The organism is Achromobacter sp. JUb104, from assembly GCF_024806975.1.
Lineage (GTDB): Bacteria > Pseudomonadota > Gammaproteobacteria > Burkholderiales > Burkholderiaceae_B > Achromobacter > Achromobacter spanius.
On record NZ_JANUEY010000002.1, the window covers coordinates 223,220 to 236,881 of the forward strand.

General features: G+C 65.3%; 12 protein-coding genes. 2 read left to right on the plus strand and 10 right to left on the minus strand.

The features are described 5' to 3' along the window. Positions 1-16: 16 nt before the first annotated feature. The 4 genes from M2361_RS12960 to M2361_RS12975 form a co-directional block, all read right to left on the minus strand. The gene (locus M2361_RS12960; protein ID WP_259249523.1) at positions 17-484 is read right to left on the minus strand and encodes a barstar family protein; all 468 of its coding nucleotides are present in this window, start codon (positions 482-484) and stop codon (positions 17-19) included. Next, positions 481-1,710 carry a patatin-like phospholipase family protein gene (locus M2361_RS12965; RefSeq protein ID WP_083447501.1) on the minus strand — a complete coding sequence of 410 codons (1,230 nt, stop codon included), beginning with the start codon at positions 1,708-1,710 and terminating at the stop codon, positions 481-483. Before M2361_RS12965 ends, M2361_RS12960 begins: the two co-directional genes overlap by 4 nt. Further along, positions 1,691-3,979: an NADP-dependent malic enzyme gene (locus M2361_RS12970; RefSeq protein ID WP_259249531.1), complete on the minus strand. Its 2,289-nt coding sequence runs from the start codon at positions 3,977-3,979 to the stop codon at positions 1,691-1,693. The genes M2361_RS12965 and M2361_RS12970 overlap by 20 nt, the downstream gene beginning before the upstream one ends. 134 nt (positions 3,980-4,113) lie before the next feature. After that, positions 4,114-5,103 (minus strand): FAD-binding protein, encoded by a 990-nt coding sequence (locus tag M2361_RS12975; protein ID WP_259249532.1) that lies wholly within the window; start codon positions 5,101-5,103, stop codon positions 4,114-4,116. A 44-nt stretch (positions 5,104-5,147) separates the two neighbouring features. On the opposite strand from M2361_RS12975, the gene M2361_RS12980 reads away from it, so the two are divergent. Further along, on the plus strand, positions 5,148-6,308 hold the full coding sequence (locus M2361_RS12980) for a pyridoxal phosphate-dependent aminotransferase (RefSeq protein ID WP_259249534.1): 1,161 nt from the start codon (positions 5,148-5,150) through the stop codon (positions 6,306-6,308). Positions 6,309-6,366: 58 nt separating this feature from the next. On the opposite strand, the gene M2361_RS12985 is transcribed toward M2361_RS12980, so the two are convergent. Next, on the minus strand, positions 6,367-7,185 hold the full coding sequence (locus tag M2361_RS12985; protein ID WP_259249535.1) for a lytic transglycosylase domain-containing protein: 819 nt from the start codon (positions 7,183-7,185) through the stop codon (positions 6,367-6,369). Between the two features lie 83 nt (positions 7,186-7,268). Here M2361_RS12985 and ubiD point away from each other — a divergent pair, with 83 nt between their 5' ends. Then, on the plus strand, positions 7,269-8,813 hold the full coding sequence (gene ubiD, locus M2361_RS12990; protein ID WP_259249537.1) for a 4-hydroxy-3-polyprenylbenzoate decarboxylase: 1,545 nt from the start codon (positions 7,269-7,271) through the stop codon (positions 8,811-8,813). A gap of 83 nt (positions 8,814-8,896) precedes the next feature. On the opposite strand, the gene M2361_RS12995 is transcribed toward ubiD, so the two are convergent. The 5 genes from M2361_RS12995 to M2361_RS13015 form a co-directional block, all read right to left on the minus strand. Continuing rightward, a complete protein-coding gene (locus tag M2361_RS12995) occupies positions 8,897-9,247 on the minus strand; it encodes a hypothetical protein (RefSeq protein WP_100854828.1) in 351 nt (116 codons plus the stop codon). A gap of 2 nt (positions 9,248-9,249) precedes the next feature. Beyond that, on the minus strand, positions 9,250-9,663 hold the full coding sequence (locus tag M2361_RS13000) for a phage holin family protein (RefSeq protein WP_259249541.1): 414 nt from the start codon (positions 9,661-9,663) through the stop codon (positions 9,250-9,252). A 51-nt stretch (positions 9,664-9,714) separates the two neighbouring features. Further along, the gene (locus M2361_RS13005) at positions 9,715-10,032 is read right to left on the minus strand and encodes a YqjD family protein (protein ID WP_259249542.1); all 318 of its coding nucleotides are present in this window, start codon (positions 10,030-10,032) and stop codon (positions 9,715-9,717) included. A gap of 84 nt (positions 10,033-10,116) precedes the next feature. Beyond that, positions 10,117-10,842, minus strand: coding sequence for a hypothetical protein (locus M2361_RS13010; RefSeq protein ID WP_172616197.1), 726 nt, complete (start codon positions 10,840-10,842; stop codon positions 10,117-10,119). Between the two features lie 62 nt (positions 10,843-10,904). After that, positions 10,905-13,658 carry a molybdopterin-dependent oxidoreductase gene (locus tag M2361_RS13015; RefSeq protein WP_404976361.1) on the minus strand — a complete coding sequence of 918 codons (2,754 nt, stop codon included), beginning with the start codon at positions 13,656-13,658 and terminating at the stop codon, positions 10,905-10,907. Between the last annotated feature and the right edge of the window lie 4 nt (positions 13,659-13,662).

A 13,662-nucleotide genomic window follows, 5' to 3' on the forward strand; every position in this document is an offset into this window, starting at 1 on the left:
TCAGGCGGGTACGCCTTCAGTCGTTTTCGCCATAGGGCGCAGCCGCGACGCCGGGTTCCGGATCGGGGTGCTTGCCCGCGTGCTCAATGACGAATGCAAAAATACGACCGTTCTCGCGGGCGAAATCGGCCGCATCAGAACATACGGTTTCAATACGGGCGGCGTCTTCTTCCAGCACCGGGTCGCCGGAGTGCAACCGGTACAGCCACAACACGACGCCCGTCTTGTGATCCAGGACCGTATCGCACAGGCAGTCGTACAGGGCATCCAGGTTGCCGCCGAAGTATTCGGGAAAGTCCACTGCCTTGACGATGGCGCGCAGTACCGCGGAACGGCTGCGGGCGGGGTCGCAGTTGGCAACGAACAAGGACAGGCCCAGCTCGTGGGAGGCATCCACGACGGCCTTCTTGTCCAGCCCCTCATGAGGCAGCGCTCCCCCGCGCAGAAGCTGCTTCTGCAACGTAGATTGGCCATTGCGCGTCATGCCTGAGCCTCCTTGAAAAAGGCGATCACTTCTTCGTTACGCTGCATCGTATCGGCATAACCCAGTTCAATCAATCGCTTGGTGTAGCTGGATTCGAACAGCAGATACGACATCAGCGCACCGCCCCCAGGACGGCCTGGATCGGACGATACACCGAGTACGCGGAAAAGAGCACGCGCTTGTGCGGGCATGTCTTGCAGGTGCTCAAGCGCCATTGTGTCCAGCGACTGGCTGGGGGTGATGGTCAGCACCTGGATGCGGCGCACATTGACCTGGACACCATCCGGCGTGGCGTGCTCCATCAGGGCATTGATGCGCTCAAGCCGTTCCACATCCACCGACAGACCATCCAGGAAGATGCTGGACAGCGCATGGCCGCCCACCTGCGCCAAGGACGGATACGGCGGGGAATCTTCGCGGTTCTCGGGATGGGTATCGTCACGAAAGCCCGTGCCTATCACCATGACGCGGTGCGCGCCCAGATGAATGGCCGGGCTGATCGGCGCCAACTGCCGCATGGAGCCGTCGCCGCACCATTCGCCCTTGCCATGCACCTGCACCTGCCGCGCGGGGAACACAAACGGAATCGATGAAGACGCCATCAGATGGTCGATGCTGATGGGCGTGGGGATGGCCAGCCGCAGATAGCGGTGCCAGGGTTCGATGGGTGCGTGCGCCTGGTAGAAGGTCAGGTGTTCGCCGCTGGTGTAGCCCGACGCCGTGATGGCCAGCGCCGACAGCGCGCCGCCTTCCAGGTTGGCGCGCAAATGATCAAAGTTCAGCACCCGGCCCAGCAGCGCCTCCATGGGGCTGTTGTCCAACAGCGACTGCGGCCGTTTGCGCGTCAGCCCCGAATACATCCACCCCAGCGACAGCAAGCCCAGCCAGCGCACACCCGTGCGTATCAGGCCGGGCGCGTCGGCGCGGTAGATCATGTCGGTATTCAGCGACGACCACAGCCGGCGTATGCGGCGCACGCCCAGGTGCGGGCGGTCGGCGCGGCAGGCCAGTGCGGCGGCGTTGATCGCGCCGGCCGATGTGCCGCAGATGATGTCAAAAGGGTTACGGAAGCGGGACTGCCAGTCCGGGTCCAGCAGCTCCATGATGGCGCTGAGCACACCGACCTGGTAGGCGGCGCGCGCGCCGCCCCCCGTCAGGACCAGGCCGATCGGCGCGCGGGGGCACGCCGGACCCGCTGGACTCACTTCAACGTGGCGTGTTGACATCGACCACAGTCATCGCGGTCATGTTGACGATGCGGCGCACGGTCGAGCTGGAGGTCAGGATATGCACCGGCGCATTGCAGCCCAGCAGGAACGGGCCCACCGCCACGTTGCCGCCGGCCGCCGTCTTGAGCAGGTTGTAGGCAATGTTGCCCGAGTCCACGTTCGGGCACACCAGCAGATTGGCTTCGCCCTTCAGCGTGGACGACGGCAGGATGCGCATGCGCAACGCTTCATCCAGCGCGCAGTCACCGTGCATTTCGCCGTCGATTTCCAGTTCGGGTTCTTTCTCGCGCACGATTTCCAACGCGCGGCGCATCTTGGCGCCGGACGCCGAGCTGCCGGAACCGAAGTTCGAACGCGACAGCAGCGCCACCTTCGGCGCCAGATACATCCGGCGCATTTCGTTGGCCGCCGAAATGGTGAATTCCGCGATCTGTTCCGCCGTGGGTTCGTCATTGACGTGCGTGTCCACCAACACCACCGTGCGCTCGTTGAGCAGCAGGATGTTCATGGCGGCATACACGTTGTGGCCCGGGCGGCGGCCGATCACTTCATCCACGAAACGCAGATGATCGTGATACGCCCCCACCGACCCGCACACCATGCCGTCGGCATCACCCAGGTGCACCATCATCGCGCCGATCAAGGTCATGCGGCGGCGCATTTCCACGCGCGCCATTTCCTTGGTGATGCCGCGACGGCACATGCGTTCCCAGTACGTCGTCCAGTACTGATGGAAACGTTCATCGTATTCCGGGTTGGTGACTTCAACGTCTTCACCCAGACGCAAGCGCAGGCCCAGCTTTTCGATGCGGGTCAGCAGCACCGACGGGCGGCCCACCAGGATGGGGCGAGCCAGGCCTTCGTCAACCACCACCTGCACCGCGCGCAGCACGCGCTCGTCTTCGCCTTCCGCAAACACGATGCGGGCGGGGCCGCCTTCACGCACGATACGCTTGGCGGCCGAGAACAGCGGCTTCATGAACGCGCCCGAGTGGTACACGAATTGCTGCAACTGCGCTTCGTAGGCTTCCAGGTCGGCCAGCGGGCGCGTGGCCACGCCGCCGTCCATGGCGGCCTTGGCCACGGCCGGCGCAATACGCACGATCAGGCGCGGGTCAAACGGCTTGGGGATCAGGTACTCGGGGCCGAACGAGATGTCGAACGTGCCGTAGGCGGCGGCCACGACTTCGTTCTGCTCCTCCTGCGCCAGCTGGGCAATGGCATAGACCGCCGCCATTTCCATTTCGCGCGTGATGGTGGTGGCGCCCACGTCCAGCGCGCCACGGAAGATGTACGGGAAGCACAGAACGTTGTTGACCTGGTTCGGGTAGTCGGACCGGCCCGTGGCCATGACGACATCGTCACGTACCGAATGCGCCAGTTCCGGCAGGATTTCCGGCGTGGGGTTGGCCAGCGCCAGGATCAGCGGGCGCGGTCCCATCGTGGCAACCATTTCCGGCTTGAGCACGCCGCCCGCCGACAGGCCCAGGAACACGTCCGCGTCCTGGATCACTTCCGCCAGCTTGCGGGCTTCCGTCTTTTGCGCAAAACGCGCCTTGTCCGGGTCCATGAGCTCGACACGGCCTTCGTAGACCACGCCTTCGATGTCGGTCACCCAGATGTTTTCCAGCGGCAGGCCCAGGTCCACCATCAGGTCCAGGCACGCCAGGGCGGCTGCACCGGCGCCGGACGTCACTACCTTGACCGTCTTGATGTCCTTGCCCACGACCTTCAGGCCGTTGATGAACGCGGCCGACACGGTGATGGCGGTGCCATGCTGGTCGTCGTGGAAAACCGGGATCTTCATCCGTTCACGCAGCTTGCGTTCCACGGTGAAGCATTCCGGCGCCTTGATGTCTTCCAGGTTGATGCCGCCGAAGGTGGCTTCCAGACCCGCGATGATCTCGACCAGCTTGTCCGGGTCGGTCTCGTTGATTTCGATGTCGAACACATCCAGGCCGGCAAACTTCTTGAACAGCACCGCCTTGCCTTCCATGACCGGCTTGGAAGCCAGCGCGCCGATATTGCCCAGACCCAGCACCGCCGTGCCGTTGGTGATCACGCCTACCAAGTTGCCGCGCGCGGTGTAGCGAAACACATTGGCCGGGTCGGCCACGATTTCCTCACAGGCTGCCGCCACGCCCGGCGAATAGGCCAGCGCCAGGTCGCGCTGATTCGTCAGTTGCTTGGTCGGCGTGACCGAGATTTTGCCGGGACGGCCGGCCTCGTGATATTCAAGGGCGGCTTTACGAAGGTTGTCATCCATATGGGCGGCTACAGGCTGGTAAGTGAAACAGAGGGAGGAATTCTATTCCCATGACGGCCGTCGCGGTATCTCTGCGCGGCCTCTCCCCTTTGCGCAGGACAAGCGGCCGAATCTTACATTAAGCTGAATAGCTGTCAGGTTTCGTTAGGCAGGAATAAGGGAAAACGACCATGCGGGTCGAACAGCGTCTTGACCCGCGCGTCGAGCCGGAACGTGGCGAGCCCGGGCGTTTGTGGTTCGGATGGGGGAAAGGAAGGCGCTTCAGGCTCCCGGCCCGCATCCAGACCCGAATCCCGGCCCGAGCCCACAACCGGCACGAAACCCGGCTCCATGGCTGCCGGCGCATCGGTCAACGTCACGCTTTGCACCCACGCCAGGGTCCCGCCGTGGCCCAACAGCAGATGGGCCAGATTGACGGTGGCCGGCGCCACGGGTTTAAGCGCGTCCAACCGGTAACGCCCCAGCCAGTGATCGCCGTCCCGCGTGGCAAAGGCGTCGCCGCCCGAAGCCAACTGGAACAGCGAGGGCACCAGGCTTTGCACGGTGGCTGAGCGCAGCGGCTGGACATCGGCCTCGCCAAAAGGTCCCAGGGTTTCCTCGACGCCGTCGGCCAACATGACATCCACCGTCAGCACGCCCGAGGCGGCACAGCGGCCGGCGGGCCAGGGCGCCGGCGCGGCCAGCCATTCGGCCAGGGTCATGGCATCCGGAAAACCCACGAACTGCCGCAAGCCGGCCTGGACCAGCGCCGCCATGGGCACGCCGGGCTGTGCGCGCCAACGGGCGGGGTTGCCCGCCGGGTCACTGGCCGGGTCACCACCCAAGCGGGCCAGGCCGGCCAGGCGCGACGGATCAATCCGCAAACGCGGGCTAGCTGATGGCGCATAAGGCCCCGTCGCCCCCTCCAGCGCCATCACCACGCGGTACTCGGCGCACAGCGTGCGCGCATGCGCCACGTCGGCATCGCGCGTGGGCGTCAGGATGGCCTGCGCACCGCCCGGACCGTTCTCGCCCAAATCATTGACTTGCCCCTGGCACAGCAGCTTCAAGCGCTGCATAAATGCGGCCCACGGCGTTTGCGCGGGACGCCTACCTAGCAGGAAAGCGCGCCGGGATGGCTGCATGACTACAATTCCTTTTTGCTTCAAAGACGCTTTTCGAGAATCCAATGCCCCGCCTTGCTGCTCGCACTCATGACTTTCTGACCTTCCAGGTAGTGGAACTTTTCAAGCAGGCGCAAGCGCTACAGGCGGCGGGCAAGGACATTATCAGCCTGGGCATCGGCGAACCGGACTTTACCGCGCCGCCCCAGGTGGTGGAAGCGCTGGAGCGCGCCGCGCGCGCCGGCCTGAGCGGCTACGGCCCGCCCGCCGGCCTGATGCCGCTGCGCGAGGCCATTGCGCAGTTCTACCACGACAAGTTCGGCGCCAAGATCAATCCGGCGCGCGTGATTGTCACGGCGGGCGCATCGGGCGCGCTCACGCTGGCCTGCGCGGCGCTGGTCAACCACGGCGGCGAAGTGCTGATGCCTGACCCGTCCTACCCCGCCAACAGCAACTTCGTGCTGGCAGCAGGCGGCGTGCCGCGCTTGATTCCGAGTTCGGCCGAAAAACGGTTCCAGCTTTCGGCGGCGGACGTGGCCCAGCACTGGACGCCCGCCACCCAGGGCGTGCTGGTGGCCTCCCCCAGCAACCCCACCGGCACCTCCATCGCCCCTGCCGAACTGGCGGAACTGTTGGCGCAGGTTCGCGCGCGCGACGGTTTTGCCATCGTCGACGAAATCTACCTGGGTCTGTCTTATGAAGGCCAGCCGAAATCGGCGTTGACCCTGGACGATGACATCATCGTCATCAACAGCTTTTCGAAGTACTTCCATATGACGGGCTGGCGGCTGGGCTGGATGATCGTGCCCGAAGACATGGTGGCGCCCGTTGAAAAGATCGCCGCCAGCCTCGCGATCTGCGCGCCCACCCTGGCCCAGCACGCCGCGCTGGCCTGCTTCACCGAGCAGGCGATGAAAACCTTTGAGCATCGCCGCGAAGCGTTCAAGCAGCGCCGCGACTACCTCTTGCCGGAATTCGACCGCCTGGGCATCCATGTACCGGTCAAGCCGGACGGCGCGTTCTATATCTACGCCGACATCAGCAACCTGGGCATGGACAGCGCCGCGTTCTCGCAACGCCTGCTGCTGGAAGCGGGCGTTGCCGCCGTGCCGGGCCTGGACTTCGGACCCACCCATGGCAGCCACACCATGCGTTTTTCCTACGCCACCGGGCTGGACCGGCTGGAAGAAGCCGTGGCCCGCATCGGCAAACTGCTGCAACGCTGAACAAAAAAAAGCGCGCTTCGGAAAGAAGCGCGCTTGGTATTTCGAGCGGCCGGCGGCGTCAGTCGCGCGCCAGCGCAATGCCCGAGGCCAGGGCCAGGCGTCGGCGTTCCGCCTGCACTTTGGCGCCGTAGCCGTTGTCGTTCGGTCCGGTGGCGCCCACGTAGCAGGCCAAACCGGCGTCGACCGACCCGCGACGGCTGATGCAATCGCGCAAGATCGTGGCGCCCACGCCGATGTTGGCGGCGGGGTCCAGCGGGTTCTTGCCCACGGCGTCGAACTTCTCCTGGTGCACGCTGGTCATGACCTGCATCAGGCCCTGCGCGCCCACGTGGCTTTCAGCCAAGGGGTTGTAGCGGGACTCGATGGCGATGACGGCCAGCACCAGCAGCGGGTCAAGCTGCTTTTCGCGGCTGACCTTGTACACGGTGTTCAACAGCGGACCGGTGGCGTCATAGGCCACCTTGTATTTGCGCGATATATAGTTGCGCAAGGCCTCCGCCTGGGGGCCCGTTGCCGACAAGGCAGGCTTTTTCGGCGCCGGCGGTGCGACGCGGGCCGGCCCCAGCATGCCGGTGGCATTGCTGGCGGGAGCGGTTGGTACGGCCATGGCAATTGCCGACGCAGTGTCGGAACCCAATTCGGAGCCGGCATCGGAATCGGTGCCGGATTGCATGGATGAAGGCGCTAGGGCGGTCAACAAGGCTTTGTGCACTTGCAATGCCTGGTCGCGCAAACCGGGCAGGGCAAATCCCATGCTTACCGTCACAATCACTGCGATGCCCAGATAGACTGAGCAAATTCGCAAGCATTCGGCAAGATACTGGTGCACTCCTTGGGCCATATTCCTGAACAGGCTGGCCACTGACGCATCGGGCATGAAAACCTCCTGCGTGGAAAAAGAGGGAGTCAATGTTAACCTCTCTTTCGACCTCAAATGTAACCAAATCGCTGGGATCTGTAGTGAAATACCGCGACCTTAGAGACTTCCTCGCCCAACTCGAACGCATGGGCGATCTCAAACGCATTGCCGCGCCCGTGTCCACGCGCCTGGAAATGACCGAAATTTCCGACCGCGTGCTGCGCGCCGAAGGCCCCGCCCTGCTGTTTGAAAAGGCCCTGCACGACGGCCAACCGGCGCAGATGCCGGTGCTGACCAACCTGTTCGGCACCCCGTCCCGCGTGGCACGCGGCATGGGCGCCGACAGCGTCAGCGCCCTGCGCGATATCGGCGAACTGCTGGCGTCGCTGCGCGAACCCGAAGCACCCAAGGGGCTGCGCGATGCGCTGGCCAAGGTGTCGATGCTGAAGGCCGCGCTGTGGGACATGAGCCCCAAGAACGTGAAGAGCCCGGCTTGCCAGGAAGTGGTCTGGGAAGGCAAGGATGTGGACCTGACCCGCCTGCCGATCCAGACCTGCTGGCCCGGCGACGTGGCGCCCTTGCTGACCTGGGGCCTGGTGATCACTCGCGGCCCGAATGCCAAGCGACAAAACCTGGGCATCTACCGCCAGCAGCTGCTGGGGCCGAACAAACTGATCATGCGCTGGCTGTCGCATCGCGGCGGCGCGCTGGATTTTCGCGACCACGCCCTGGCCAACCCTGGCACGCCCTTCCCCATTGCCGTGGCGCTGGGCGCCGACCCGGCCACCACGTTGGGCGCCGTCACCCCCGTGCCCGACAGCCTGTCCGAATACCAGTTTGCCGGCCTGCTGCGCGGTTCGCGTACCGAAGTCGCGCAGGCACTCGGCAGCAACCTGTCGGTGCCGGCCTGGGCCGAGATCGTGCTGGAAGGGCATTTGCTGCCGTCCTCCGACCCGCGCGCCGTCAAGCCCGTGGTGCCCGAAGGCGTCAACCCGCCGCCCAACAGCGACTATGAAATGGCGCTGGAAGGCCCCTACGGCGACCACACCGGTTACTACAACGAGCAGGACTGGTTTCCCGTCTTCACGGTCGAACGGATCACGATGCGGCGCAACCCCATCTATCACTCGACCTACACCGGCAAACCGCCCGACGAGCCCGCCGTGCTGGGCGTTGCGCTGAACGAAGTCTTCGTGCCGCTCTTGCGCCGCCAATTGCCGGAGATCGTCGACTTCTATCTTCCCCCGGAAGGCTGCAGCTACCGGCTGGCCGTGGTGTCGATCCGCAAGCAATACGCGGGCCACGCCAAGCGCGTCATGTTCGGGCTGTGGAGCATTCTGCGCCAGTTCATGTACACCAAGTTCATCGTGGTGGTGGACGAAGACATCAACCCGCGCGACTGGAAAGAAGTGGTGTGGGCCATGACGACCCGCATGGACCCCGTGCGCGACACGCTGCTGGTGGAAAACACGCCTATCGACTACCTGGACTTCGCCTCGCCCGTGTCCGGGCTGGGCGGCAAGATGGGGCTAGACGCCACCAACAAATGGCCTGGCGAAACCCAGCGCGAATGGGGCACGCCCATCACGATGGACGCCGACGTCAAAAAGCGCGTGGACGATATCTGGGGCCAGTTGGGCTTGTAGCCGCTGCCGACCATATCCACACCCGTAAAAAAACCCCGCCGTTGTACCCAACGCGGGGTTTTTGCTTGGTGCAACGCAGAACCCTACTGATCGTCCTCGCGGGAACTGCGCCATAGCTTGAACAACTGCCAGCCGACAAGCGCACCACCCGCAATCTTCAGCAGCTTGGAACGTTTGCCGCCCCGCATCAGCAGCGTCGACACGGACGAACTGACCAGCGGATAGCGCCGTGCCAAGGTAATGGCCTGCATGGCCCAGCGCGATGCTCCGCCCGAGGCCAGCCGGGGCAAGAGCCCCCGGATGATCGAGGCGGGCTCCAGCTTGTGGCCGGTCGTCACGATGTCATGCACCAAGGATTCGCGTTCGATCGCGGCGCGGGCGCGCAGCAGCTCGATACGCACGGCGCGATCCACGACGGGAGACCTTTTCGACATGTTCAGTCCTCCTCGCGCCGACGCGCCGGGGGATCGTCGTCTTGCGCATCACGCACCCGTTCGAGCAGTTCCGCATCGCGGCTCAGCTCATCCAGGGTGGCCGCGAAAGGCGGCGCGCCATAAACCAGCCCATGGCGCACAACCAGCAGCAACGCAATGCCGACAATGCCGTAGAACGCCGCCAACAGGCCCAAGGCCATGTAGCGGTCTTCGGTGGGCCAGAACAGCACCGCCACCGTCACCGTGAACACCAGCACCGCAAGCGTCAAGAAGAGCAACGCCGCAAATGCCATGCCCAGCAGTTTGAGCAGGCGCGCCTTTTCATCGGCGGCTTCCAGTGCCAGAAGCTCCAAGCGCGTTCGCAACAGCCCGACCAGGCTGGACGCAACGCCGAAAACAGATTTTCGTAGACCCATGGCGTCTGGAACGTCAAAGGCGGGCAGTGCCCGCCTTTGACGCTCAAGCCCTTAGCGGCGGCTGATCAGCAAGCCGAGCAGCAGGCCGGTCACGCCTGCGATACCGATGGCTTGCCAGGGATTGTCGTGCACGTAGTCGTCGGTGGCACGTGCGGCTTTGCGGCCACGCTCCAACACGGCGTCTTGTGCTTCGTAGAGGGCTTCGCGCGTGCGCTTGAGCGAGGTCATGGCGCGTTCACGCAGTTCGTTGGCCTTGTCGCCGGTGGTGCCGGCTGCTTCGCGCAGCAGGTTTTCGGCGTCGTTAAGGCTGGTCTTGACACTGTCGATGAGTTTTTCTTTTGCGACTTCTTCGGATTTTCTCGTGGCCATTTTATTGAGCTCCTGTTGTGTGTCTATGACGAAAACATCATACCAGCCGCCTTGCCCGCGGCAAGGCGTGCTTGATACCGTGTGCTACTTGATCTGCGTAATTTCAACGGCCGATTTAACGCCGCCTTGATCGATGTCTTGCTTCATCACCAGATTCACCGCCGGGCAATACCAATCGGTGACTGTCGTGTTCATGCCGGGGATGGGAATGGTCAGGCCTTGGAACGTGGCCATGGTGGGGTCCGAGTTGCGCGTGTACTTGACGGGGTGGCACGACTGGTTGCCCAAGGCCGTGCTCAACGATGTCTTTTGGCCCACGCTTTTTTCGCCGATGCGAACCGTGGTGCTGGGCTGGCCACCCACCGGCGCTTCCTTGCCGATCTTCAAACGAAACGACGAACCCGGCAGCTTCTGGCCGGCGTTCAGATTGCCGTCGTAAGCGAACAGGCCCAGCATGCGCAGGTCGAACTGGCCTTCGGACGGCTTCGGCGCTTCGCCGGCGGTGGCATAGCGCACGAAGGTGGCTTGGCCGCCCTTCACCGTCATCAGGTAATCAAGCTTGGACTTGCCCGGTGGCAGGCCGGCGTAGCCGAAGGTGGCCACGCCTTGCACGCGCGCCCGGCAGTTGTCGCCATTGCTTTTTGTAACTTCGGTGAAGCTCAGGTCCGCGCCCAGGGCCAGGTTGCCCGAGCCGGTCAACTGCACCGCACCGCCGTCATGCATGAACTGGGCGTCGCACACGCCCGCCTGCACCGACGCGGCCGCGCCCAACGCGCCCACGCACAACATCAAGGATGCGATTTTTTGCATCGTCACTAGCCACTCCAGTATTCAGGACAGGCCGCCCACGGCTGGCGGCGGCTGGCTTGATACTACACCGGTTGCCGTGCCTGACATATGTCCACTCGTGTCGGGGCGCGGGCGATCAACGCGCGCACTTCCGGTACGCAAGAGCCGCAGCCGGTGCCGCACCCCAAGGTGGATTTCAGCCCATCCAGATCGCATCCGCGCGCGATGCCCGCAAGGATCGCGGCCTCGCTCACGCCGATGCATGCGCACACCGTGCGCGAACGCGCCGGCCCGCTGATGCGTCCTGCCAGCAAGGCGGACACGCTGGCGGGAGCCTGGCCGCCGGCGGCCCAGGACAGCAAGGCGTCTTGCGCCCGCAGGTCCCCCGCCAGCAGGAAGGCGCGCACAGCGCCCTGCGCCACCGCCACCCGGCGCAGCTTGCCTTGCGCCAGGTCATCGAACACCACGTCGGCCTGACTAAGCGCCAACGATTGCGCCAGTTCAGCTAGCACGCCGTTGTCCGGCGCCTGGGCCGCAGCCACGCGAATCCGCACGCCGCCCGCGCTGGACGGCAACACCACCGCGTAATCAAAGCGGCGCAGCCAGGGCGCCAGGCGCGCGCGCAAGGCCACCGAGTCGCCTTGCAGCCAGCCAGCCGCCTGCCACGGCAGCGCGGCGGGTTCAACGGCAACGGCGCTGAACTTCAATTCGGGCTGCCGCGAAAAGGGATCCGTGGCCGGACTGGCCAGCGCGTTCACGCCCAGGCCGGCCATGTAGGCGCTGCCCCAATGCATGGGCAGGAAGGCATGCCCGCGTTGCAGCCCCTCGTCCGCCTGCACGGGTAGCACCACACTGCCCCGCCGCGAACGCAGCCGCGCCAGGGCGCCCGGCGCCAGACCCAGCCGCTGCAAGGTTTCCGGATGCAGGGACAGCCACGGCTCTTCAACATGCTGTGTCAACACGCGCGCTAACGACGTACGCGCCATCGTGTGCCAGTGGTCGCGCAAGCGGCCGGTCGTCAGCGACATGGGGAAGTCGGGCGTCAACGCATCGGCGGGTGGCTGATAGCGCACATCGCAAAATCGCGCGCGGCCGTTGGCAGTGGGAAACCCGCCATCCGCGTACAGCCGCGCCGTGCCCTGCCCCGCCCGGTAGGGCCACTGCTGCGGTCCATCCCGATCCAGAATGCCGTAATCCAGCGCGCTGTAATCCAGGTCGCGCCCCGCCGTCATGCGGACGTGTTCCGCGAACACCTCGCTTTCGTCGCGGTACGCAAACCTGGCTGCCTTGTCCGGCGCGATGCGGGCCGCCAGGCGCAGCGCCACCGCTTGCGCCAGCCGCCAATCCGGCTGGGCATCACCGGGCGGCGCCACGGCGGCATGCACGCGGCTGATGCGGCGTTCGGAATTGGTGACCGTGCCCGATTTCTCGGGCCAGGTGGCGGCGGGCAGTACCAGGTCGGCGTAGGCCAGCGTCTCGGTGCCGGAGTAGGCCTCTTGCACGATCACGAACTCGGCTTGCTCCAGGGCCGCGCGCACGCGGGCCTGATCAGGCAGCGACTGCGCGGGGTTCGTCGCTGCAATCCACAGCACTTTCACCCGCCCCTCCAGCACGGCATCAAAAAGCTCCAGCGCGGTGGCGCCCGGCGTGTCGGGCAGGCGGTCCACGCCCCACAACGCCGCGACCTCGGCGCGGTCTTGGGCGACGGCCGGGTCGCGATGGCCCGGCAGCAAGGTCGCCATGCCGCCCGCTTCGCGCCCGCCCATGGCGTTGGGCTGGCCGGTCAGCGAGAACGGCCCCGCGCCCGGCTTGCCGATCTGCCCGGTGGCCAGATGCAGATGGATCAGCGCGGCGTTCTTGTCGGTGCCCTGAGTGGATTGGTTCAGGCCCATCGTGTAGAGCGACAGCGCCGCGCCGCCGCTTCCGAACCAGCGCGCGGCCTGGATGATGTCGGCGGCCGGCACGCGGCAAATTTCCTGCGCCACGGCCGGAGAATACGCATCCACGGTATTCATCAACGCGTCAAAGCCGTCGGTGTGGCGGTCGATGTAGGCCTGGTCGATCCGCCCTTCGCGCGCCATGACGTGCAACATGGCATGAAAGAGCGCCACGTCCGTGCCCGGCGCGATGGGCAGGTGCAAGTCGGCGAACGCGGCGGTATCCGTGCGGCGGGGGTCCACCACAATCACCTTCATGCCGGGCCGGCGCGCGCGGGCCGCTTCCAGGCGGCGAAACAGCACGGGGTGGGCGTACGCCATGTTGGAACCGGCGATCAGCACGGTGTCGGCCAGGTCCAGGTCGTCGTAACAGGCGGGCGGCGCATCCGCGCCCAGCGTGCGCTTGTAGCCCGACACCGCGCTGGACATGCACAGCCTGGAATTGGTGTCGATATTGTTGGTGCCGACCAGCGCGCGCGCCAGCTTGTTGAAGACGGCGTAGTCTTCGGTCAGCAACTGGCCCGACAAGTAAAACCCTACCGAGTCCGGCCCGTGCGCAAGAATTGTGTCGGCGAGTTTTTGCGCCGCGATGTCCAGCGCCTGATCCAGGGCAATATTCTGGTGCGCCGCGCCGCGTGACTCGCGCCATTGCGCCGACAGCACGCGCGCGCCGTCTCGCCGCACCGTGTCGGCCAGGGCCAGGCCCTTGCTGCACAGCTTGCCGTGGTTGGCGGGATGATCTTCATCGCCACGCACCCGCAGCACCGCGCCGTCGCGCACCTGCACGCGCACGCCGCATCCCGTGCCGCAATAGCAGCAGACCGAACGCAGCTCGCGCTCGCCCCTACCCGCGCCGTCCTCATTTGCCGACGGCGCAATCCTACGCAACGGCATGTCCATGGAT

Bases quoted from the DNA above. Each gene is read 5' to 3' on its own strand.
- M2361_RS12960 (WP_259249523.1), bottom strand. From the start codon at position 484: ATGACGCGCAATGGCCAATCTACGTTGCAGAAGCAGCTTCTGCGCGGG.
- M2361_RS12965 (WP_083447501.1), bottom strand. From the start codon at position 1,710: ATGTCAACACGCCACGTTGAAGTGAGTCCAGCGGGTCCGGCGTGCCCC.
- M2361_RS12970 (WP_259249531.1), bottom strand. From the start codon at position 3,979: ATGGATGACAACCTTCGTAAAGCCGCCCTTGAATATCACGAGGCCGGC.
- M2361_RS12975 (WP_259249532.1), bottom strand. From the start codon at position 5,103: ATGCAGCCATCCCGGCGCGCTTTCCTGCTAGGTAGGCGTCCCGCGCAA.
- M2361_RS12980 (WP_259249534.1), top strand. From the start codon at position 5,148: ATGCCCCGCCTTGCTGCTCGCACTCATGACTTTCTGACCTTCCAGGTA.
- M2361_RS12985 (WP_259249535.1), bottom strand. From the start codon at position 7,185: ATGCCCGATGCGTCAGTGGCCAGCCTGTTCAGGAATATGGCCCAAGGA.
- M2361_RS12995 (WP_100854828.1), bottom strand. From the start codon at position 9,247: ATGTCGAAAAGGTCTCCCGTCGTGGATCGCGCCGTGCGTATCGAGCTG.
- M2361_RS13000 (WP_259249541.1), bottom strand. From the start codon at position 9,663: ATGGGTCTACGAAAATCTGTTTTCGGCGTTGCGTCCAGCCTGGTCGGG.
- M2361_RS13005 (WP_259249542.1), bottom strand. From the start codon at position 10,032: ATGGCCACGAGAAAATCCGAAGAAGTCGCAAAAGAAAAACTCATCGAC.
- M2361_RS13010 (WP_172616197.1), bottom strand. From the start codon at position 10,842: ATGCAAAAAATCGCATCCTTGATGTTGTGCGTGGGCGCGTTGGGCGCG.
- M2361_RS13015 (WP_404976361.1), bottom strand. From the start codon at position 13,658: ATGGACATGCCGTTGCGTAGGATTGCGCCGTCGGCAAATGAGGACGGC.